The organism is Micromonospora sp. WMMD714 (assembly GCF_029581315.1).
GTDB classification, from domain to species: Bacteria; Actinomycetota; Actinomycetes; order Mycobacteriales; family Micromonosporaceae; genus Micromonospora; species Micromonospora rifamycinica.
This window is the reverse complement of the sequence record NZ_CP120744.1, coordinates 6,327,444-6,349,312: the sequence shown is the minus strand read 5'-3', so window position 1 is coordinate 6,349,312 and position 21,869 is coordinate 6,327,444. Positions and strand designations below refer to the sequence as shown.

Annotated in this window: 20 protein-coding genes; 14 read left to right on the top strand and 6 right to left on the bottom strand. The window is 73.0% G+C overall.

Features of this window, described 5'->3' with window-relative positions:
* Window positions 1–104 precede the first annotated feature (104 nt).
* From pgsA to O7625_RS27000, 7 genes are all read left to right on the top strand, one after another.
* Window positions 105–725, top strand: coding sequence for a phosphatidylinositol phosphate synthase (pgsA, locus tag O7625_RS27030; protein WP_282342633.1), 621 nt, complete (start codon window positions 105–107; stop codon window positions 723–725).
* Window positions 722–1,663, top strand: a complete 942-nt coding sequence (locus O7625_RS27025) for a phosphatidylinositol mannoside acyltransferase (RefSeq protein WP_067315321.1) — start codon at window positions 722–724, stop codon at window positions 1,661–1,663. Before pgsA ends, O7625_RS27025 begins: the two co-directional genes overlap by 4 nt.
* A gap of 15 nt (window positions 1,664–1,678) precedes the next feature.
* Window positions 1,679–2,851 (top strand): glycosyltransferase family 4 protein, encoded by a 1,173-nt coding sequence (locus O7625_RS27020; RefSeq protein WP_282342631.1) that lies wholly within the window; start codon window positions 1,679–1,681, stop codon window positions 2,849–2,851.
* Between the two features lie 8 nt (window positions 2,852–2,859).
* Complete coding sequence (locus O7625_RS27015; RefSeq protein WP_282347100.1) at window positions 2,860–3,363, top strand: hypothetical protein; 504 nt, start codon at window positions 2,860–2,862, stop codon at window positions 3,361–3,363.
* Window positions 3,364–3,493: 130 nt separating this feature from the next.
* A complete protein-coding gene (gene pdxS / locus O7625_RS27010) occupies window positions 3,494–4,411 on the top strand; it encodes a pyridoxal 5'-phosphate synthase lyase subunit PdxS (protein WP_282342629.1) in 918 nt (305 codons plus the stop codon).
* 28 nt (window positions 4,412–4,439) lie between these two features.
* Window positions 4,440–5,045 carry a pyridoxal 5'-phosphate synthase glutaminase subunit PdxT gene (gene pdxT, locus O7625_RS27005; protein ID WP_282342627.1) on the top strand — a complete coding sequence of 202 codons (606 nt, stop codon included), beginning with the start codon at window positions 4,440–4,442 and terminating at the stop codon, window positions 5,043–5,045.
* A 306-nt stretch (window positions 5,046–5,351) separates the two neighbouring features.
* Window positions 5,352–6,104 (top strand): YebC/PmpR family DNA-binding transcriptional regulator, encoded by a 753-nt coding sequence (locus tag O7625_RS27000; RefSeq protein WP_067314570.1) that lies wholly within the window; start codon window positions 5,352–5,354, stop codon window positions 6,102–6,104.
* Window positions 6,105–6,212: 108 nt separating this feature from the next.
* On the opposite strand, the gene O7625_RS26995 is transcribed toward O7625_RS27000, so the two are convergent.
* The 3 genes from O7625_RS26995 to O7625_RS26985 form a co-directional block, all read right to left on the bottom strand.
* Window positions 6,213–7,175: a permease prefix domain 1-containing protein gene (locus tag O7625_RS26995; RefSeq protein ID WP_282342623.1), complete on the bottom strand. Its 963-nt coding sequence runs from the start codon at window positions 7,173–7,175 to the stop codon at window positions 6,213–6,215.
* Entirely contained in the window at window positions 7,172–7,513 is a 342-nt protein-coding gene (locus O7625_RS26990) for a PadR family transcriptional regulator (protein ID WP_282342621.1), read from the bottom strand. Before O7625_RS26990 ends, O7625_RS26995 begins: the two co-directional genes overlap by 4 nt.
* Window positions 7,514–7,630: 117 nt before the next feature.
* Window positions 7,631–8,218: a hypothetical protein gene (locus O7625_RS26985; protein WP_282342619.1), complete on the bottom strand. Its 588-nt coding sequence runs from the start codon at window positions 8,216–8,218 to the stop codon at window positions 7,631–7,633.
* A 144-nt stretch (window positions 8,219–8,362) separates the two neighbouring features.
* Between O7625_RS26985 and O7625_RS26980 the strand changes: the two genes are divergently transcribed.
* Complete coding sequence (locus O7625_RS26980) at window positions 8,363–9,910, top strand: serine/threonine protein kinase (protein WP_282342617.1); 1,548 nt, start codon at window positions 8,363–8,365, stop codon at window positions 9,908–9,910.
* Here the strand turns inward: O7625_RS26980 and O7625_RS26975 are convergent.
* Both O7625_RS26975 and O7625_RS26970 read right to left on the bottom strand, forming a co-directional pair.
* The gene (locus O7625_RS26975; RefSeq protein ID WP_282342616.1) at window positions 9,907–10,458 is read right to left on the bottom strand and encodes a hypothetical protein; all 552 of its coding nucleotides are present in this window, start codon (window positions 10,456–10,458) and stop codon (window positions 9,907–9,909) included. The genes O7625_RS26980 and O7625_RS26975 overlap by 4 nt on opposite strands.
* Window positions 10,459–10,523: 65 nt before the next feature.
* Window positions 10,524–11,063 (bottom strand): RNA polymerase sigma factor, encoded by a 540-nt coding sequence (locus tag O7625_RS26970; protein WP_067314556.1) that lies wholly within the window; start codon window positions 11,061–11,063, stop codon window positions 10,524–10,526.
* Window positions 11,064–11,246: 183 nt separating this feature from the next.
* Between O7625_RS26970 and O7625_RS26965 the strand changes: the two genes are divergently transcribed.
* The 4 genes from O7625_RS26965 to dnaE all read left to right on the top strand — a co-directional run bounded on the left by O7625_RS26965 (window position 11,247) and on the right by dnaE (window position 18,794).
* Complete coding sequence (locus O7625_RS26965) at window positions 11,247–11,969, top strand: TetR family transcriptional regulator (RefSeq protein WP_282342612.1); 723 nt, start codon at window positions 11,247–11,249, stop codon at window positions 11,967–11,969.
* Complete coding sequence (locus O7625_RS26960; protein ID WP_067314554.1) at window positions 11,966–13,549, top strand: MDR family MFS transporter; 1,584 nt, start codon at window positions 11,966–11,968, stop codon at window positions 13,547–13,549. The genes O7625_RS26965 and O7625_RS26960 overlap by 4 nt, the downstream gene beginning before the upstream one ends.
* Before the next feature lie 167 nt (window positions 13,550–13,716).
* Complete coding sequence (locus O7625_RS26955; RefSeq protein WP_282342610.1) at window positions 13,717–15,027, top strand: M6 family metalloprotease domain-containing protein; 1,311 nt, start codon at window positions 13,717–13,719, stop codon at window positions 15,025–15,027.
* A gap of 233 nt (window positions 15,028–15,260) precedes the next feature.
* The gene (dnaE, locus tag O7625_RS26950; RefSeq protein ID WP_282342609.1) at window positions 15,261–18,794 is read left to right on the top strand and encodes a DNA polymerase III subunit alpha; all 3,534 of its coding nucleotides are present in this window, start codon (window positions 15,261–15,263) and stop codon (window positions 18,792–18,794) included.
* Between the two features lie 150 nt (window positions 18,795–18,944).
* On the opposite strand, the gene O7625_RS26945 is transcribed toward dnaE, so the two are convergent.
* Window positions 18,945–19,805, bottom strand: coding sequence for an SPFH domain-containing protein (locus tag O7625_RS26945; protein WP_067307804.1), 861 nt, complete (start codon window positions 19,803–19,805; stop codon window positions 18,945–18,947).
* A gap of 178 nt (window positions 19,806–19,983) precedes the next feature.
* On the opposite strand from O7625_RS26945, the gene O7625_RS26940 reads away from it, so the two are divergent.
* Window positions 19,984–21,021 carry an aminotransferase class V-fold PLP-dependent enzyme gene (locus O7625_RS26940; protein WP_282342607.1) on the top strand — a complete coding sequence of 346 codons (1,038 nt, stop codon included), beginning with the start codon at window positions 19,984–19,986 and terminating at the stop codon, window positions 21,019–21,021.
* A 153-nt stretch (window positions 21,022–21,174) separates the two neighbouring features.
* Window positions 21,175–21,798 carry a transcriptional regulator gene (locus tag O7625_RS26935; protein ID WP_282342605.1) on the top strand — a complete coding sequence of 208 codons (624 nt, stop codon included), beginning with the start codon at window positions 21,175–21,177 and terminating at the stop codon, window positions 21,796–21,798.
* Window positions 21,799–21,869: the final 71 nt, after the last annotated feature.

The window sequence follows — 21,869 nt, the reverse complement described above, 5'->3', positions numbered from 1 at the left end:
TCTCCGGATTTTTCCCCCTCGGACAACCCTGCACGAGCTCCGTCGGGCGGGTCGGACGACCGGCCGTACCGCCCGCCGCTGCCGGCCGTTATCGTGGGACCGCCATGGCGAAGATCTTCCAAGAGACGGCCCGCGCGGGGATGACCCGCGTCGTGGAGCCGGTCGCGCGCGGTCTGCTCCGCGCCGGCGTGTCCCCCAACGCGGTCACCGTGACCGGCACCGTCGGCGTGCTCGTCGGCGCGCTCGGCTTCGGCGCCCGCGGTCAGCTGGTCGCCGGTGCGCTGATCGTGACCTTCTTCGCGCTCACCGACATGCTCGACGGGACGATGGCCCGGATGAGCGGTGGCTCGACCAGGTTCGGCGCGTTCCTCGACTCGTCGATGGACCGGGTCGCCGACAGCGCGGTCTTCGGCGCGGTCGCCTACTGGCTGGCCACCGAGGGCAACCACTCCGGGGTGGCCGCCGCGCTGATCTGCCTGGCCGCCGGCGGGTTGGTCTCCTATGTCAAAGCCCGCGCCGAGGGGCTGGGGATGAGCGGCAACGTGGGCGTCGCGGAGCGCACCGAACGGCTGTTGATCGTCGGCGTCGGGGGGCTGCTCACCGGGCTCGACGTCGGGCCGGCGCTGGAGATCTCGCTCTGGCTGCTCGCCGCGGTGTCGATCTTCACGGTCGGGCAGCGGGTGGCCCACGTGTACCGGCAGGCGCACCTGGTCGGCCGGGAGTGAACCTCACCGAGCTCGGCTACGTCGCCGGCTGGCGGCTGGCCCGCGCGCTGCCCCGGCCCGTGGTCGCCGCGGCCTTCCGGGCGGGCGCGGACCGCGCCCACCGCGCCCGGGGCAAGGGTGCGACCCGGCTGCGGGCCAACCTGCGCCGGGTGGTCGGCCCCGAGATGCCCGAGGCGGAGCTGGACGCGCTGGTCAGGCGCGGCCTGCGCTCCTACGCCCGGTACTGGATGGAGGCCTTCCGGCTGCCCTCGCTGAGCCGGGAGCAGATCCTCGCCAGCTTCCACCTGGGCGGATCGGAGCTGCTCGGCGCCGACGTGGCGGCCGGGCGGGGTGCGGTGGTGGCGTTGCCGCACGCCGGCAACTGGGACGCCGCCGGAGCCTGGGTGGCCGCCACCGGGTGGCCGATCACCACGGTGGCCGAGCGGCTCCAGCAGGAGGGCGTCTACCAGCGGTTCCTGGCCTTCCGACGGTCCCTGGGCATGGAGATCCTGCCCACCCACGGCGGTACCCGGCCCGCCTTCGACGTGCTGGTGGACCGGCTGGGGGCGGGCGCGGTGGTGCCGCTGCTGGCCGACCGGGACCTGTCGGCCCGGGGCATCGAGGTGGACTTCTTCGGCGGCCGGACCCGGATGCCGGCCGGGCCGGCGCTGCTGGCCATCCGTACCGGCGCCCCGCTCTACGTTGCCTCGCTGTGGTACGAACCGGAGATGGCGCGTGCGCAGTTGGAGGGCCCGCTGCCGGTGCCCGATCCGGACAGCGCGCCGTTGGACGAGCGGGTCCGGGTGCTGACCCAGCGGATTGCCGACTGTCTGGCGGCGGGCATCGCCCGTCATCCGCAAGACTGGCACATGTTGCAGCGGATGTGGCTGGACCAGCGGGGCTCCACCGACGGCGGATCCGCCGCACCGCCGCCCCCGGCCAGCGCCGGTTCGGTCTGAGGGAGGGGGGCGCCAGTGCGGATCGGCATCGTGTGCCCGTACTCCTTCGACGTCCCGGGCGGGGTGCAGAACCACGTGATGGACCTGGCCGAGGCGCTGATCGGGCTGGGTCACGAGGTGAGCGTGCTGGCCCCCGCCGACGAGGAGTCCACGCTGCCGCCGTACGTGGTCGCCGCCGGCCGGGCGGTGCCGCTGCCGTACAACGGCTCGGTGGCCCGGATCGCGTTGTTCGGGCCGGTCTCCACCACCCGGGTCCGGCGCTGGATCGCCCGGGGCGACTTCGACGTGCTGCACGTGCACGAGCCGCTGATCCCGAGCCTGTCGATGATGGCGGTGCTCGCCGCCCGGGGGCCGGTGGTGGCCACCTTCCACACGGCCATCACCCGGTCCCGGGTGATGGCCGCCGCCCAGGGGATGCTCCAGATCCCGCTGGAACGGATCACCGCCCGGATCGCGGTCAGCGCGCTGGCCCGCAAGGTGCAGGTCGAGCACCTGGACGGCGGGGCGGTGGAGATCCCCAACGGGGTGGCGGTGGCGAAGTTCGCCGGGGTGCCGCCGCTGCCCGGTTGGCCGGGGGAGTGCGCCCCGGGCCGTGGCGGGACGCTGGGCTTCCTGGGCCGGTTCACCGAGGCCCGCAAGGGTTTCCCGATCCTGCGGGACGCGTTCGTCGCGCTGGCCCCGCAGCGGCCCGGGTTGCGGCTGCTGGTGGCCGGGCCGGGCGACCCGGACGACCTGTACGGGCAGTTCCCGGCCGGGCTGCGCGACCGGGTGACGTTCCTCGGCATGGTCTCCGAGGTCGACAAGGCCCGGATGCTGCGCAGCGTCGATCTCTACGTCGCCCCGAACACCGGGGGCGAGTCGTTCGGCATGATCCTCACCGAGGCGCTGGCGGCCGGGGCCGCCGTGGTCGCCAGCGACCTGGACGCGTTCCGCCGGGTGCTCGACGGCGGGCGGGCCGGCCGGCTCTTCCCGACCGGCGACCCGGTCGGCCTGCGGGCCGCCCTGGTGGAGCTGCTCGACGATCCGGCCCAGCGGGCCGCGCTGTCCGCCTGCGGCGAGCAGGTGGTGGCGCTCTACGACTGGCCGGTGGTGGCCCGCCGGGTGGTCGAGGTCTACGCCGCGGCCATCGAGGCCACCGACGGCCGGGTGATCGACCAGGAACGGGCGGGGCTGGGTGGTCCGGAGTGACCACGACGATGCCGCACCTGTGGGCGGTGCTGCTCGCCGTAGTCGTGGCCGGCCTGACCGGGGTCTACCTGGTCTGGACGGCCGGCCGGGTCGAGCGGTTGCAGACCCGGGCGGCGTCGGCGGCGCGGGCGCTCGACGCCCACCTGCTGCGCCGGGCCGCCGCCGCCGCGGTGCTGGCCGAGAAGCGGTACGGCGTCGAGTTGTACGCGGCGGCGCGGATCGCCCTGGACGCGGTCCCCGAGGAGCGGGAGGCGGCCGAGAACGACCTCACCCGGCAACTGCGGGCGGTCCGGCTCGACCCGGCCGATCCCGCCTGCGGGGCGGTGATCGCGGCGAGCCGGCGGCTGGCCCTGTCCCGGCAGGTGCACACCGACCTGGTCCGGGACGCCCGCGCCGCGCGGAGCCGGCCCCTGGTGCGGGTGTGCCGGATGGGTCGCCGCCACCCCTGGCCGCGCTACTTCGACATCGACGATCCCACCCTGGCCCTGCCCGCGGACGTGCCGGCGGGCTGAGCCGGGGTCGCGGGGTGACCGGGGCCACAGGGCAGTCCACCGTGGGGCCGATTGGCTGTCGGAGCGGCGTCCGCGCCGGCATAGCATCAGCCGCAGTCGACCCCCGAGCACGTCCGAGGAGTGATGGACCATGCCCGAAACGCCCTCCCCGAACGCCGACGCCACCCACGTCTGGGGTACCGCCCGCGTGAAACGGGGCATGGCCGAGATGCTCAAGGGTGGTGTGATCATGGACGTGGTCACCGCCGAGCAGGCCAGGATCGCCGAGGACGCCGGTGCGGTCGCCGTCATGGCGCTGGAGCGGGTGCCGGCCGACATCCGCGCCCAGGGCGGGGTCTCCCGGATGAGTGACCCGGACATGATCGACGGGATCATCGCGGCCGTCTCCATCCCGGTGATGGCCAAGGCCCGGATCGGTCACTTCGTGGAGGCGCAGGTCCTCCAGTCGCTCGGCGTCGACTACGTCGACGAGTCCGAGGTGCTGACCCCGGCCGACTACGCCAACCACATCGACAAGTGGGCGTTCACCGTCCCCTTCGTGTGCGGGGCGACCAACCTGGGCGAGGCGCTGCGCCGGATCACCGAAGGTGCCGCGATGATCCGCTCCAAGGGCGAGGCGGGCACCGGCGACGTCTCCAACGCCACCATGCACATGCGGAGGATCCGGCAGGAGATCGCCCGGCTCGGCTCCCTGCCGGCCGACGAGCTGTTCGTCGCGGCGAAGGAGCTGCAGGCCCCGTACGAGCTGGTCCGGGAGGTCGCCGAGACGGGCAAGCTGCCGGTGGTGCTGTTCACCGCCGGTGGCATCGCCACCCCGGCCGACGCCGCGATGATGATGCAGCTCGGCGCGGAGGGGGTGTTCGTCGGCTCCGGCATCTTCAAGTCCGGCAACCCGGCCGAGCGGGCCGCCGCGATCGTCAAGGCGACCACCTTCCACGACGACCCGGACGTGCTGGCCAAGGTGTCCCGGGGGTTGGGTGAGGCGATGGTCGGCATCAACGTCGACGAGATCCCCCAGCCGCACCGGCTGGCCGAGCGCGGCTGGTGATCCGTTGGTCGGGGCGGGGGGAGGGGCCGTGCGCGGACCGGTGATCGGGGTGCTCGCCCTGCAGGGGGACGTCCGGGAGCACCTCGCCGCCCTGGCCGGGGCCGGCGCCGACGCCCGTCCGGTGCGTCGGCCGACCGAGCTGGACGCGGTCGACGGGCTGGTCGTCCCCGGTGGGGAGTCCACCACCATGAGCAGGCTGGTGGACGTCTTCGGGCTGCGCGACCCGATCGACAAGCGGATCGCCGACGGGATGCCGGTCTACGGGTCCTGCGCCGGGATGATCATGTTGGCCGCCGAGGTGCTGGACGGCCGTCCCGACCAGCGGGGCTTCGCCGGTATCGCGATGACCGTGCGGCGCAACGCGTTCGGCCGGCAGGTCGACTCGTTCGAGGCCCCGGTGGGGATCACCGGGATCGACGGCGGGCCGTTCCACGCCGTCTTCATCCGGGCACCCTGGGTCGAGCGCGTCGGGGCGGACGTCGAGGTGCTGGGCCGGGTCACCGGCGGCCCGGCGGTCGACCGGATCGTCGCCGTCCGCCAGGGCAACCTGCTGGCCACCTCGTTCCATCCGGAGCTGACCGGTGACCTGCGCCTGCACCGCTACTTCGCCGACCTGGTCGGGGCCGCCCGCTGAGCCGTCGGTCCCCTCGCCCTGACGTCGGGTCCGCCCCTTGTCGCGCCACCCGGTGGGCACGACAAGGGGCGGATCCCGGTCCGGTGGGTGCCGGTTCGGCCGCCGGAACGGGCGAATGGTGACGATTCGCCGGACAGGTCGGTGCGTCCGACGTGCCGGGTGTGACGGTGGGTTCGGTGCTCTCGGTAGGATTGCCGCGGTTCGGCGCGGGCACCGCCCGTCGCGGCCCTCCAGTGCGGCCGGTCCCGGCCTGGAGCCGGCGCGGCCAGTCGACGCGAGGCGTGAGTCAACAGACGGAGGTACGAGATGTCCGGCCACTCAAAGTGGGCGACCACCAAGCACAAGAAGGCCGTCATCGACGCCAAGCGCGGCAAGATGTTCGCCAAGCTGATCAAGAATGTCGAGGTCGCGGCGCGGACCGGTGGCGGTGACCCGGCGGGCAACCCGACCCTCTTCGACGCCATCCAGAAGGCCAAGAAGAGCTCGGTCCCGAACGACAACATCGACCGGGCGGTCAAGCGCGGCTCAGGCCTGGAGGCCGGCGGCGCCGACTGGCAGACCATCATGTACGAGGGGTACGGCCCGAACGGCGTGGCGATGCTGATCGAGTGCCTGACCGACAACCGGAACCGGGCCGCCACCGAGGTGCGGACCGCGTTGACCCGCAACGGCGGCTCGCTCGCCGACGCCGGCTCGGTGTCGTACATGTTCTCCCGCAAGGGGGTGGTGATCGTCCCGAAGGCCGACACCACCGAGGACGACGTGATGATGGCGGTCCTCGACGCCGGGGCCGAGGAGGTCAACGACCTCGGTGAGGCGTACGAGGTGGTCTCCGAGCCGGCCGACCTGATCGGTGTCCGTACCGCCCTGCAGGAGGCCGGGATCGAGTACGAGTCGGCCGAGTCCTCCCTGATCCCCAGCGTCAACGTGCCGCTCGACGAGGACGGCGCCCGCAAGGTCTTCAAGCTGATCGACGTGCTGGAGGACTGCGACGACGTGCAGAACGTCTACGCGAACTTCGACGTCTCGGACGAGGTGATGTCGGCGGTCGACGCCTGACGGCCGCGCCGGCACGGCGGTTCCCGCCGGGCGACGTGGGTCGTCCGGCGGGAGGCCCCGCGGGGTGTCCCGGCCCGGCGCCCCTGGTCCGCCGGACGGGACCGGGGTTCAGCCGCCGGTCCGGGCGGCGGACCGGCGGGCCTTCAGCACACTGTCCACCAGGTCCCACAGGGTGACCGCCGCGACGACCACGACCGTGACCCGGCCGGCGACGCCCAGCCCGTCGCCGTCGCGCAGCCAGCCGAACCGGTCGACCAGGTCCGGGTTGAGCAGCCGGTCGGTGGCCACCAGCCAGATCAGCGGCACGGTGAAGGCCAGGTCGAGCAGGGCGTTGACCACGACGAGCGGCCAGGTCCACCGCCCGGTGCGGTACTTGACCACCTCCAGCACCAGCCCGGCGAGCAGGACGGCGGCCAGCACCGGCAGCCAGGACGTCCACAGCGCGGGGTCGAGCAGCGGGATGCGGTCGCCGTCGGTGTCCCGGACCCAGGACCGGAAGTGCTGCCAGGGCAGGAAGGCGAGGGTGAGCAGGACCGTCACCACCGAGGCGCAGGTGTCGGGGAGGCGGATGTCCCGCTCCGCCGGCATCTCCGGCAGCTGGTCGACGTGCCATCCGGGCAGCGGGAGCGAGGTGTTGGTGCGTTCCAGGATCGCGAAGCTCAGGGTGACCCAGAAGGCGATCTGCACCGCCGTCTGGAAGGCCGCGGCGATGCCCGATCCAATCGCCCCGCCCGGGTTGTCGGCGACGGTGGCCTGGACCACCCCGACGAGTACGCCGACGGTGCCCGGGATGGTGGTCAGCAGCCGGCGTAGCACCTGCTGCCAGAGCAGGTAGTGGGCGGGGCCGATGAGCTGGAGCCGGCGGTCGGCGTACCGGGCGGCGAGGCGTTCCGGATGGCCCAGCTCGGTGAGCACCTCGCGCTCGGCGGTGGTGCCGTCCTGCCCGCCGCCGACCCGGTCGTCGATCATGTCCTCGATGGCGGTGCGCAGCTCGGTGGCGATCTCCTCCCGCCGGGGTGCCGGCACCGCCCGCAGGGTGGCCGCGAGGTAGCGGTCGGTCAGCGTGTTCATCGGTCGGCTCCTTCGATCAGCCCGGTCACGGAGGTCTGTACGGCGGCGAGGTCGTCGAGCAGGCGGGCCAGCATGGTCTCCCCGTCGGCACTGGTGCGGTAGAACTTGCGCGGCCGGCTCTCCTCGGTGTTCCACTCGCTGGTCAGCAGCCCCTGTTCTTCCAGCCGTCGGAGCAGGGGATAGAGGGTGTTGGCGTCGACCGGGAAGCCGTGGCCGGTGAGTTGTTGCAGCAGCGCGTAGCCGTAGCCGGGCCGGCGTAGCGCGACCAGGCTGGCCACCACCACCGTGCCGCGACGAAGTTCCTGGAGATGGGTCCGGAGGACCTCCTCGCTAACCATGCTTCACACCATAGTGTGTGGCACACACTAATGTCGAGCGGCATAGCAATGTGGTCAGTGACACCATGCGAAACCGGGGCGTCGGGAGACCCCGACGCCCCGGTTGCCGGGGACCGATCAGCAGGAGGGGCCCTGCCGGAAGGCCCGCTCGACGTGATCCGCCAGCCCGGCCTGGAAGTAGCCGACACCGGGCCGGATCGGGTGCCCGGTGAACAGCTCGACCCGGTCGCCGTACCGCACCAGGTACGCCGTGGCGTCCCCGGCGTCGTTGTGGATCAGGGCGCCCCGGGGGCCGTAGATCTCCTCCAGCTCGGCGAAGGTCATGCCCACCGACGCGCCGGCCGGTGAACGTGGCGGAGCGGTGGCGGTGCCCACCTCGACGAGCCGTCCGTCCCGGAAGGTGACCAGGATGACCCCGGCCCACTCACCGGTGACGCCGGCATCGACCGTGCCGTCGCACCCGACGACCGTCCAGGCGATCAGTCCGGCCGAGGTGAGCCGGGTCAACGAGGCCCCGATCCGGAACGGCCCCGCGCCCCGGACGCTGAGCAGGTCGGTGCCGAGGGCCGGGCGACCCGGCCGGAGATCCACGGTGGAGCCGGACCGGACGCCGGGGTCGGCCCGGTGGGCGGCGGCCGGGCCGGCCGGCGCGACGATGACGAGGGCCAGCACGCTGGCCAGCAGGATGGCGGGCAGACGAGGCATGACGCAACTCCTTCGGTGGTACGGGTCTGTCGTCCTGTTGGTCTCCGCCCGGCCGGGATCCGTTCGTCGGTTTTCCGACCGGTCCCGGCTCCGGCGGTCCACCCGACCCGTCGCCGCCGGTTACCGTGCGGTGTGGGCGGGACGATGAGCACTCCGCCGTGGATCGGCTCCTACCGGATCGAGCGGCTGCTCGGCGCGGGCTCCTTCGCGACCGTCTGGCTGGGCCACGACCCGGCCCTCGACTCCCGGGTGGCGATCAAGGTGCTGGCCGAGAACTGGAGCCACGACCTGCGGGTACGGGAACGCTTCCGGGACGAGGTCCGGCTGCTGCGGCGACTCGACCACCCCCGGCTGGTCCGGGTGCACGCGGTCGGGGAGCTGCCCGACGGTCGACCGTACGCGGTGCTGGCCCTCGCCGACGGTGGCAGCCTGCGGGACCGGCTGGCGGCCGGACCGCTGCCGGTGCCGGTGGCCCTGGCGTTGCTGGACGAGATCGCCGCCGGGGTCGCCGTCCTGCACCGGCAGCAGGTGGTGCACCGCGACCTCACCCCGGGCAACGTGCTCTTCGCCTCGACCGTCGAGGGTGAGCGGGTGGTCATCGCCGACCTGGGGCTGGCCAAGGCGCTCGCCGCCGCGTCCGGGCTGACCGCCCGGGCCGGCACCCCCGGCTACATGGCCCCCGAACAGGACGACCCGCTGGCCGTGGTGGACACCCGCAGCGACGTGTTCGGGCTGGGCCGGCTCGGCCTGCGACTGCTCGGCGGCCCCGACCAGCGGCTGCCCGCGACGGGGGTGCCCGGCCCGGTGGCGGCGGTGCTGCGGCGGGCCACCGCGCGGCGGCCCGCCGACCGCTATCCCGACGCGGACGCCTTTCGGGTCGCGCTGCGCCGGGCCACCCGACCGCCCGGCGACCCGCCCCGGCCTGCGGACGACCCGGCGGGGACGCCGCATCCCGCCGACGAAACCCCCCGCACCGGCCGGGTCGAACCTGCCGAACGGGTCGAACCTGCCGGGCCGGTCGTACCTCCAGAGCGGGCCGAAGCTGCCGAGCGGGCCGAGGCTGGCGAGTGGGCCGGGCGGGCGGATTCCAGCGGCCGGGCGGACCGGGTGGCGGGGTCGCCGCGACCACGGCGCGGGCCGGGCCGCTGGCTCGGTCTGGTCGGAGCCGGGGCGCTGACCGTCGTCGTGTTGGGCGGCACGGGAGGCGACGCGGCCCTTCCGGCGACGGACGGTGGTCGGGGCCGCAGCGGACCGGTGAGCGTCGCCCTGCCGGCGGGCTGGCGGGCGGTCGGGACGGGCTGGGCCGGCCGCTACGACGAGCGGGGACGACTCGAACCGGCGCTGGTCGTCTCGCCCGACCCGGGCCGGTGGGCGGCCGACCCGACGGTGCCCGGCGCCTTCGTCGGGCTCTCCGCCAGCCTGGGCCGGCGGACCACCCCGGCGGAGTTCGTCGCGCAACGCCCGCACGCCGACTGCGTGGCCGTGCCTGAGCGCCGGACCCGACAGTCCGGGGTGGACTGGGTGGTGGCCGGCTACGCCTGCCCGGTGGGCCGCCCGGTGCTGGTCGAGGCGGCCGCCCGCGCCGGCCCCGCCGGACTGCTCTATGTGCAGGTCGTCCCGCCCCCGGGCGGTGGACCGGAATTCGTCGACACGCTGCTCGCCGGGGTGCGGGTGACCGCCACGGCCGGCTAGACCACCACCACCGTGACCGGGTACGGCGTGCCGTCCTGCGGGATGGTCACCCGTACCGTGCCGGGCTGGACGAACCGGATGTCCACCACCCCGGCCTCGTAGTGGTGGGAGACCAGGTCCTCCCGGTCCACCGTGACCTCGCCGGGGCCGATGCCCTGGATCCGGAGCACGCCGCCGACGCTCAGGCAGAGCGACCTGAGCAACGCCAGTTCGGTGTCGGCGAGCACCAGGTCGTAGCGGACCGGACCGAGACAGGCGCTGGGCCGGGGGCTCGTCGACGGCGGGCGGGTGCCGCCCGGGGGCCGGGCGGGTGTGGTCGGCGGCGGTGCCGGGGGCCGGGACGGCAGCGCGCCCACGGTGGTCGCGGCCGGGCCGGTCGTGGGCGGCGCGGCCGGGGTGGTCGCCGGCGGCGAGGCCGTCGCCGGGGCGACCGTCGGGTCCGGTGGCCGCACCGGCAGCGGGGCCACCGGGGTCGGCCCACACGCCGTCACCGGAACGAGCGCCAGCAGGACCGCCAGCCGCCGGCCCGGGCGGGGCCGCTCAGCCACCGGCCTGCCGCTCCGGTCGGGGCGAGGTTGCCCAGTCACCGGCCTGCCTCCGGTCGGAGCCGGGCTCAGTCACCGGTCAGCCGTTCCCGGACCTGCCGGCGGGCCAGGTGGACCCGGGACTTCACGGTGCCCTCCGGTACGTCGAGCAGGGTGGCGATCTCCCGGTAGGAGAGGCCGAGCAGGTCGCGCAGGGTCAGCGCCTCGGCGGCCTCGGGGCGGACCGCGTCCAGCGCGTCGAGCAGGTCGAGCCGGGTGCCGGCGACCACGCTGGTCCGCTGCGGGTCGGGCGGGTCGGGCAGCGGCACCCCGCCGGCCTCGAGCTGCCAGCGTCGCCGCAGCGCCCGGTAGGTGGAGCGGGCCCGGTTCGCGGTGATCCGGTAGAGCCAGGTGTGGAACGACGACCGGCCCTCGAAGCGTCCGATGCCCCGGGCCACCGCGAGCAGGGCGTCCTGGCAGGCCTCCTCGGCGTCCTCCCGGTGCGGCAGCAGCCGGCCGCAGAGCCGCAGCACCTCGGGGCGTACCGCGGTCAGGAGCGCGTCGAGCGCGCCCGGCTCGCCCCGGGCGGCGGCGCGGGCCAGGCTGTCGATGTCGTCCGTGCGGAGCATGCCGGCCCCCGACCGCCGTGGTGTGTGCCGTCGAGGCTATGCCACCGGGGCGAGCGCCACCGGCGTCGAGTCGGCCAACCGACCGTGATCCACCGGTGTGTGCGGCCGGGCGTCCGGCGGCCGAGTCTCATGTCACACTGTGCAAGTTTGCAGGCGCTGCATCTTCGTTCCTAGGCTCCGACCGTGACCAGTGCCGAGGGGGCCGGACGGCGGACCCGCAAGAAGCGACAGACCCGTGCCGCGTTGGCCGCCGCCGCGCTGCGCCTGGTCGCCGAGCGGGGGCTGGACCAGGTCACCGTCGAGGAGATCAGCGCGGCGGTGGACGTCTCCCCGCGGACCTTCTTCAACTACTTCGCCACCAAGGACGACGCCCTGGTCGGCGACACCGAGGGGGACCGGGAACGGGTGCTGCGGGCACTGGGCGACGTCCCCGTGGCGGTCCCGGCGCTGTCGGCGATCCGGCTGGCCCTGGCCGGGGTCGTCGACGACGTGGAGGGCGACGCCGCGTCCTGGCTGCTGCGGATGCAGGTGGTGATGCGGTACCCGGTGCTGCTGGCCCGGCTGGTCTCCGGCAACGCGGCGACCGAGCAGGCCATGGTCGACGCGCTCGCGGCGCGTACCGGTCACCTGCCAGACGACGGCTACCCGGCCCTCGTGGTGGCGGTCACCGGCGCCGCGCTGCGGACCGCGATGGTCCGCTGGGCCACCGGCGGCGGCTCCCGTCCCCTGGCCGACCTGCTCGACGAGGCGTTCGCCGCCGTCGCCGCCGGGCTGCCCGACCCCCGCGCCGGCGGGGCCACCGACCCGCCCACCACCGACCGGCCCCCTACTGATCGGCCCACCACCGACCGGCCCGGCGCGACCGCGCCGGGCGGTCCGCACACTCCTGTGAGGAAACGCCCATGACCGCACCTGCCGAGTCGATCGACCCACCCGGGGCGGCTCCCGGCCGGATGTCCCACCGGGAGGTCCTCCAGGCCCTCTCCGGCCTGATGGTCGGCATGTTCGTGGCGATCCTCGCCTCGACGGTGGTGGCGAACGCGCTGCCGCGCATCATCGCCGAACTCAACGGCAGCCAGACCGTCTACACCTGGATCGTCACCACCGAGCTGCTGGCGATGACCGCCACCGTGCCGCTGTGGGGCAAGATGGCCGACCTCTACAGCAAGAAGCTGCTGATCCAGCTCTCGCTCGGGCTGTTCGTGCTCGGCTCGCTGATCGCCGGGCTCTCCCGCACCGTGGAGGTCCTGCTGGTCAGCCGGGTCGTGCAGGGCGTCGGCGCCGGGGGGATGACCGCCCTGGCGCTGATCGTGATGGCGGCCATGATCCCGCCCCGCGAGCTGGGCCGGTACGCCGGTGTCTTCGGCGCGGTGTTCGGCGTCGGCACCATCGCCGGCCCGCTGATCGGCGGCGTCCTGGTCGACACCTCCTGGCTGGGCTGGCGCTGGTGCTTCCTGATCGGCGTGCCGTTCAGCCTCATCTCGATCGTCCTGCTGCAACGCACCCTGCACCTGCCGGTGGTCCGCCGCAAGGCGCGCATCGACTGGTGGGGCGCACTCCTGATCACTGCGGGCGTCTCGACCCTGCTGGTCTGGTCCTCGCTGGCCGGGCACCGGTTCGCCTGGGCGTCGGGCTGGACCGCGCTGATGGTGGTCGGCGGGCTGGTGCTGCTGGCGCTGGCGGTCTGGGTCGAGTCCAAGGTCCCCGAGCCGATCATCCCGTTGCGGATCTTCCGCAGCCGCACCGTCACGCTGACCACGGTCGCCAGCGTGCTGGTCGGGGTGGCCCTCTTCGGTGGCACGGTCTTCCTGTCGCAGTACTTCCAGACCTCGCTGGGCAAGTCGCCGACCGTCGCCGGCCTGATGAGCCTGCCCATGATCCTCGGCCTGCTGGTCTCCTCCACCGTCGCCGGCCAGCTCATCACCCGGTACGGCAGGTGGAAGGCCTACCTGGTGGCCGGGGCGGCCGTGATGACGGTGGGCATGCTGCTGCTGAGCACCATCGACGCGGACACCGGCGTACCGCTGCTCTCGCTCTACATGGCGGTGCTCGGCACCGGGGTGGGCATGCTCATGCAGAACCTGGTCCTCGCCGCGCAGAACGACGTGCCCGCGCACGAACTGGGCGCGGCCACCTCGGTGCTGACGTTCTTCCGCAGCATGGGCGGCGCGATCGGGGTCAGCGCCCTCGGCGCGGTGCTGGCCAACCGGGTCACCGGCCTGCTGACCGAGCGGCTCGGCCCGGCCGCGGGCGCCACCGGCGGCGGCACCACCGAGGTGCCCGATCTCGCCGCGCTGCCCGCCCCGGTGCTGGCGGTCGTGCGGGACGCGTACGCCACGGCCACCGCGGAGCTGTTCCTCGTCGGTGCGCCGATCGCCTTCCTCGCCCTGGTCGCGGTCCTCTTCGTCCGGGAGAAGCCGTTGCACGAGACCAGCGGCGACGAACGGGCCGCGCAGGAGTCGGCGGCCCTGACCGCGGTGCACTGAAGCCGGTGCGACGGTCGCGGGCGGAGTGGGAGGCTACGTAGTTTCTACCGATGTGAGCCTGGTGGGCACCTTGGCAGGATCGGTCCTGTTCGGGCGCGAGGAATCCTCGTCGATGGGTGACGGACGTGTCCGGAGACGGCTCGACAGGCTCACAGAGGAGGACGTGGATGTCACTGAGTGCCCGGGTCAGGACGGCTCTCGCGGTGGTGATGGCCGGTACGCTGGTCGCCCCGGCGCTGCCGGCGACGGCGGCACCGGCCGCACCACCGTCCGCGCCGGCCGCGCCACCGGCCGAGGGGCCGCCGGCAGCGGGGCCGGCAGCGGCGGCGGGGCCCGCCCGGTCGACACTGGTCAGCCCGTGCCAGTTGCCCACCCCGACGACCGGATGGCAACACGAGGGACCGACCAACTACGCCACCTGGCTGCCGCCGAGCGGCACCGTCCGGGGCATCGTGCTGTTCGTGGACTTCACCAACGCGGCCCCGGTCAGCGGGGAGCTGGCCGGCCGGACCAGCATGTTCGGCGCCGCCCCGAGCTTCTTCACGCAGGCCTCGTACGGTGCGCTGAACCTCCAGTTGACCTTCGACACCGCGTGGCGGCACATCCTGCAGCCCCACGGCAACTTCGCCGGCTACAAGTCGAACTTCGCCACCCAGCGGTCGTACGTGGCCGCCGCGGTGGCCGCCGCGAACTCCGCGATCGACTTCAGCTCCTACCAGATCGTCTACGTGGTGCCGCCGAAGTCCGCGTCGACCTTCGACATCTCGCCGACCTGGGTCGCGGCCCCCGGTGGCGGGGTGACCGCCGACGGGGTCGAACTGCGCCACGCCGTCACCTTCGGTCAGGACGTCGACTACTGGGGCTACAAGATCCTCAACCACGAGACCGGGCACCTCTTCGGGCTGCCGGACCTCTACTCGTACAACAACGCCGACAGCATCCACCGGGCGGTGGGCGGCTGGGACCTGATGGGCCTGATCTCCGCCAAGGCTCCCGACCTGTTCGCCTGGCACAAGTGGAAGGCGGGCTGGCTCACCGACTCCCAGATCGACTGCCGGACCACGACGGGGAGCGCCTCGACGGTCCTGACCCCCCTGGGTACGGCCGGTGGCACCAAGGCGGTGGTCGTCCACACCGGCGGGAACACCGCCGTGGTGGTGGAGAACCGGCAGGTCAGCACGCTCGACGTGGCGTCGGGCTGCTTCCAGGCCGGAGTGCTGGTCTACCGGGTGACCACCGCGGTGTTCAGCGGCGGCGCCTGGCCCGGCGGGAACGTTCCCCCCATCGGCGGACCCTTCCCGGTCGAGGTGGTCGACCGCACCCCCGGCTCGGACGTCACCACGTGCAGCGCTGAGGAGAAGGCGCTGGTCAACGCCACCCTCACCACGATCGACCACACCGTCACCTACGGCGGGGTGACCGTGAAACTGACCGCCACCCCCGGGAACAACCGTGAGGTCTCCGTCACCGTCGTCTGATCGCGTCGGTGGACGTCGCCGGGGTGCCCCCGTCCGGCCGGACGGGGGCACCCCCGTCCGCGTCGGCGGTGGGCTCGCGGAACCGTTCGGTGACCGTCGGTGTACGGCGGGCGGGGCCGTACGACCTCCGCGTGGAGGTGTCCGCGCGGCGGGTTCAGTGGCTCCGCCGGGCGGCGCTATCGTGGACCGGCCTGATCTCGTGACCCATGATCCGATCCGGGGGGACGCCACGCATGGGCGATTCGTTCGCGCATCTGCACGTGCACACCGAGTACTCGATGCTCGACGGGGCGGCCCGGCTGAAGGACCTCTTCGCCGAGGCCAACCGGCTGGGGATGCCGGCGGTGGCGATCACCGACCACGGCAACATGCACGGCGCGAACGACTTCTACAAGCAGGCCATGGCGGCCGGCATCACCCCGATCCTCGGCGTCGAGGCGTACGTCGCGCCGGAGTCGCGCTACCACAAGGCGCGGGTGAAGTGGGGCCGGCCGGAGCAGAAGAGCGACGACATCTCGGGTAACGGCGCGATCACCCACAAGACCATGTGGGCGCGCAACGCGCAGGGCCTGAAGAACCTGTTCACCCTCAACTCGCGCGCGTCCATGGAGGGGCACTACGTCAAGTGGCCCCGGATGGACATGGAGCTGATCGCCGAGCACGCCGAGGGCATCATGGCCACCACCGGTTGCCCGTCCGGCGCGGTGCAGACCCGGCTGCGGCTGGGCCAGTTCGACGAGGCGCTCAAGGTCGCCGCCGCCTACCAGGACATCTTCGGCAAGGAGAACTACTTCCTGGAGATCATGGACCACGGGCTCTCCATCGAGCAGCGGGTCCGTGAGGATCTGATCACCATCGCCCGCAAGCTGGACATCCCGCCGGTGGTCACCAACGACTCGCACTACACCCACGAGGCCCAGGCCGAGGCGCACGACGTGCTGCTCTGCGTGCAGACCGGCAGCAACGTCGCGGACCCGAACCGGTTCCGGTTCGAGGGCGGCGGCTACTTCGTCAAGTCCGCCGACCAGATGCGGGCGGTCGACTCATCGGAGTTCTGGCAGCAGGGCTGCCGCAACACCCTGCTGGTGGCCGAGAAGGTCGACCCGAGCGGGATGTTCGAGTTCCACAACCTGATGCCGCGGTTCCCGGTGCCGGAGGGGGAGACCGAGGAGTCCTGGTTCCGCAAGGAGACCTTCAAGGGGCTGGCCCGCCGCTACCCGGGGGGCATCCCCGAGGGCCACGTGGTGCAGGCCGAGTACGAGCTGGGCGTCATCAACCAGATGGGCTTCCCGTCGTACTTCCTGGTGGTGGCCGACTTCATCCAGTGGGCCAAGAGCCAGGGCATCGCGGTCGGCCCGGGGCGTGGCTCGGCGGCCGGGTCGCTCGTCGCGTACGCGCTGGGCATCACCGACCTGGACCCGATCCCGCACGGCCTGATCTTCGAGCGGTTCCTCAACCCGGAGCGGGTCTCGATGCCGGACGTCGACATCGACTTCGACGAGCGTCGGCGCGGTGAAGTGATCAAGTACGTCACCGACAAGTGGGGCGAGGACAAGGTCGCCCAGATCGCGACCTTCGGCACGATCAAGGCGAAGGCCGCGATCAAGGACTCGGCCCGGGTCCTCGGCTTCCCGTACGCGGTCGGCGACCGGATCACCAAGGCGATGCCCCCGGCGGTGATGGGCAAGGACATCCCGCTCACCGGCATCTTCGACCCGAAGCACCCCCGGTACGCCGAGGCCGGCGAGATCCGCGGCCTCTACGAGACCGACCCGGACGTCCGCAAGGTGATCGACACCGCCAGGGGCATCGAGGGGCTGATCCGGCAGACCGGGGTGCACGCCGCCGGGGTGATCATGTCGGCCGAGCCGATCATCGAGCACATCCCGCTGACCCGCCGGGACGCCGACGGGGCGATCATCACCCAGTTCGACTACCCGACCTGCGAGTCGCTCGGGCTGTTGAAGATGGACTTCCTCGGCCTGCGCAACCTGACGATCATCGACGACGCGGTCAAGAACATCCAGCTCAACCACGGCCGGGAACTCGACCTGCTGGCCCTGCCGCTGGACGACAAGCCCGCCTACGAGCTGCTCGCCCGGGGCGACACGCTCGGCGTGTTCCAGCTCGACGGCGGGCCGATGCGCTCGCTGCTGCGGCTGATGAAGCCGGACAACTTCGAGGACATCTCGGCGGTGCTGGCGCTCTACCGGCCCGGCCCGATGGGCGTCGACTCGCACACCAACTACGCGCTGCGCAAGAACGGCCTCCAGGAGATCACCCCGATCCACCCGGAGCTGGAGGAGCCGCTGCGGGAGATCCTCGCCCCGACCCACGGCCTGATCGTCTACCAGGAGCAGGTGCAGCGCGCCGCGCAGATCCTCGCCGGCTACACCCTCGGCCAGGCCGACCTGCTGCGCCGGGCGATGGGCAAGAAGAAGAAGGAGATCCTCGACAAGGAGTTCATCCCGTTCCGGGACGGCTGCCGCGAGCGCGGCTACTCCGACGAGGCCATCCAGGCCGTCTGGGACGTCCTGGTGCCGTTCGCCGGGTACGCCTTCAACAAGGCGCACTCCGCGGCGTACGGCCTGGTGTCGTACTGGACGGCGTACCTCAAGGCGCACTACCCGGCCGAGTACATGGCGGCGCTGCTCACCTCCGTCGGCGACGACAAGGACAAGATGGCGCTCTACCTGTCGGAGTGCCGCCGGATGCGGATCCAGGTGCTGCCGCCGGACGTGAACACCTCCGCCGGCCCGTTCACCCCGGTCGGCAAGGACATCCGGTTCGGCCTGGCCGCGGTGCGCAACGTCGGGGCGAACGTGGTCGCCGCGATCATGCGGTGCCGCGACGAGAAGGGCGAGTACGCCGACTTCTACGACTTCCTCTCCAAGGTCGACGCGGTGGTCTGCAACAAGAAGACCATCGAATCCCTGATCAAGGCGGGTGCCTTCGACTCCCTCGACCACACCCGCAAGGGGCTGCTGGCCGTGCACGCCGACGCCATCGACGCCTTCGCCGACGTCAAGCGCAAGGAGGCCGTCGGCCAGTACGACCTGTTCGGGGCGGGTTTCGGTGACGCCGACACCGGGGGCAGCACCACGGTGATGCCGACCATCGGCGACGCCGAGTGGGACAAGCGGGACAAGCTCGCCTTCGAACGCGAGATGCTCGGCCTCTACGTCTCCGACCACCCGCTGTTCGGTCTGGAGCACGTGCTCGGCGCGGCGGCCGACACCACCATCGCCGCGCTGTCGGAGGAGGGCACCGTGCCCGACGGCGCGGTGGTCACCCTGGCCGGCATCCTCTCCGGCGTGCAGCGCCGGGTCACCAAGCAGGGCCGGGCCTGGGCCTCGGCGGCGCTGGAGGACCTGGCCGGCGGGGTGGAGACGCTGTTCTTCCCGAACACCTACGAGGTGATCGGCCAGTACATCGCCGAGGACGCGATCGTGGTGGTCAAGGGCCGGGTGGACCGGCGTGACGACACCCCCCGGATCATGGCGATGGACATGTCCATGCCGGACGTCACCAGCACCCCCGGCAGCAAGCCGGTGACGCTGACCATCCCGGTGCACCGCTGCACCCCGCCGCTGGTGGAACGGCTCAAGGAGACCCTGGTGCTGCACCCGGGCGACACCGAGGTGCACGTCAAGCTGCTCAACGGCGGCAAGGTGACCACCCTACGGCTCGGCCCGTTCCGGGTGGCCGCCACCACCGCGCTGATGGGCGACCTGAAGAGCGTCCTCGGCCCCGCCAACGTCAGCTGACCCGCCCGCCGGCCGGCTCACGTCGGTGGGCCGCAAGATCGTGCTCGATCCTTGTTCCAGTGGTTTCCCCCTGCGCGGATGCCACCACAACAAGGATCGAGCGGCCAGCGCGTCAGCAGCGCGGCGATCGTCGCACCGGTCGGGCGGTCGTCACTTGCCGCCGGTGACGATCCCCGGGTTGATGCACAGCCCGGGGGTGCTGCCGTTCTTCTCGGCGATCTCCAGGCAGCGGGACACCTTGTCGACCTTGGCGTTGGTCTCGGTGATCTGCCGCTGGATGTCGGCGTTGCGGCGGTCCTGTTCGAGGTTGCGGGTCTGCGCGAGCTTGTCCTGGAAGGCCTTGATGTTGCCCTCGGTCTTGTCGTCGTGGTTGACCCGGGTGATGGTGACGGACAGGATGTCGACGTCACCGGAGAGCCGCCCCTCGGCGTTGCCCCGGATGCCCTCGGCGAACGGCTTGAGGTCGACGTTGAGGTTGCCCGTCCGGGCGTCGATCTTCTCCAGCGGGTTGTACGCGGCGAAGGCGTCGTTGACCGCGCTGTCGAGCTGCACCCCCACCCGCTGACCCCGGAAGCTCTCGAAGTCACCCTTGTAGTCCATGAACTGCTTCGGTGCGTTCTCCGGCTTGACCTGCCACTCGACCAGCACCTCCACGCAGGCGTCGGCGAGCGTGCCGGTGCGGACCCGGACGCACTGGTCGCCGCCGATGTGGTCGTACTTCTGCCGGCCGGCGTCCCACTCGCCGACCTTCTGCCAGGGGGCGACCCACTTCAGCCCGGAGCCGGTGACCTCCCCGGTCGGCTTGTTGAAGCTGGTGACGATCCCGACCGAGCGGATCGGCACCGAGTGCGCGCTCGCCCCGACGGTGAAGAGCAGCGCGCCGGCCAGGCAGCCGAGCGCGACCAGCACGCCGACGCGCTTGACGCCCGGGTGGCGGGCGACGAGGGCCACGGTGCCGGCGACCGCCAGCCCGATGGCGAGGATGACGGCGAACGTGAAGCCGACCGGCACGGGGCATCACCCTTCCGGGGTGGTCATGATGTGGATCATCAACCTAGGCGGGGTCGTCAAGGCCGCTCCCGCCGGGTGGTCGGTGGCGCGGCTGCGGGCGGGGCGCCGGTGGCGGCGGGGGCCACCACCGGCAGATTGGCGCTGAGCGGGGGGAGCGGCCGTCACTAGCCTCGACGACATGGAGCTGGAAGAGGCACGCAAGCTGTGGCAGCCGGAGCCCGGCTGGTTGAACACCGCCAGCTACGGGCTGCCGCCCGAGCCGGTCTGGACGGCGGTGCAGGACGCGATGGCCGACTGGCGGGTGGGGCGTACCTCCTGGGAGGGGTGGGGGGAGGCGACCGAGCGGTCCCGGGAGGCGTTCGCCGGGCTGGTCGGCGTGCCGGCGGCGGACGTCACCGTCGGCAGCACCGTGTCGCAGCTGCTGGCGCCGATCGCCGCCGCCCTGCCGGCCGAGGCCACCGTGGTCGTCCCGGAGGTCGAGTTCACCTCCAACCTCTTCCCCTGGCTGGTGCAGCAGGACCGGGGGGTACGGGTGCGGACGGTGCCGCTGGACGGGCTGTGCGACGCCATCGACGCCGGCACCGACCTGGTGGCGTTCAGCCTGGTGCAGTCCGCCGACGGGGCGGTCGCGCCGTACGCCGAGATCGTGGCCGCGGCCCGCGCGCACGGTGCGTGGGTGGTGGTGGACGCCACCCAGGCGTGCGGGTGGCTGCCGTTCGACGCGTCGCTGGCCGACGCGGTCGCGGTCGGGACGTACAAGTGGCTGATGGCGCCGCGCGGCTCGGCGCTGGCCTACCTGGCGCCGGAACTGCGGCAGCGGCTGCGCCCGGACGCCGCCGGCTGGTACGCGGGCAAGGAGCCGCACGACAGCTACTACGGTCCGCCCCTGCGGCTGGCCGACGACGCCCGCCGGTTCGACATCTCCCCGGCCTGGTTCAGCTGGGTGGGCACCGCGCCGGCCCTGGAGCTGGTGGCCGATCTCGGCCCGGCGGTGATCGGGGCGTACGACGTGGCGCTGGCGAACCGGTTCCTGGCCGGGCTGGGGCGGCCGCCGGGCCGCAGCGCGATCGTCGCGGTGGAGGTGCCCGACGCGCGGCAGCGGTTGGCGCGGGCCGGGGTGCGGGCGGCGGTCCGGGCCGGGCAGGTGCGGGTGGCGTTCCACCTCTACACCACCGAGGCGGACGTGGACCGTGCGGTGGCGGCGCTCACCGGCTGAGCCGCCGGCGGTGGCGGTGCCCACCGGCTAGCCGCCCGCGGTGGCGGTGCCCACCGGCTGAGCCGCCGGCGACAAATCCATCGGTCGGCGCATCCGAACGGCGTCGTCCGGGCGAACCCCTGGTAATGGTGAGCTACCCGGGGGGTGCGTCTGGTGTTGTCGGATCCGATGCCGGTCGAGGCCGTGGAGACGGCCCGTAAACGGCTCTCGGCGGCCGCCGAGGACCTCGACGCGAACCTGGTCGCCGCGCTGGTGCTGGAGTCCGCCGCCACCGCCGGGGTGGCGGCGGTCTGGCAGGAGCTCTGCGTGCCGTTGCTGGCCGGGCTGCGGGGGCGGGACGCCGCCGAGATCGCCGTGGAGCACGCCCTGTCCGAGGGCATCCGGATCGGGCTGGACGTGCACCGGCGCGACCCCGACCGGCGGTTGCGCACCGACGGTGTGCTGCTCGCCGGGGCCGAGCACGAGATGCACTGTCTGGGGCTGCACGCGGTGGCCGCCGCGCTGCGCGAGCAGGGTCGGGGCTGCGTGCACCTCGGGCCGGCCCTGCCCTGGGCGGCGCTGGGCTCCGCGGTGCTGCGGGCCCGGCCCCGGGTGGTGGTGGTCTGGTCGCAGACGCCGGTCACCGGCCGCGCGTACCGGCTGGTCCGCTTCGGCCGGGACTTCCCCGGGGTACGCGTGTACGGCGCCGGCCCGGGTTGGATCGAGCCCTTCCCGCCCCCGTCGATCCGGCTGACCAGCTTCTCCGCCGCCCTGACCGCGTGCGGTGCGCCGGCCTGACCGCGTGCGGTGCACCCGGCCTGACCCCGGAGCGGCAGCGCGGACCCGCCGGTGACCCGTACCACATTCGA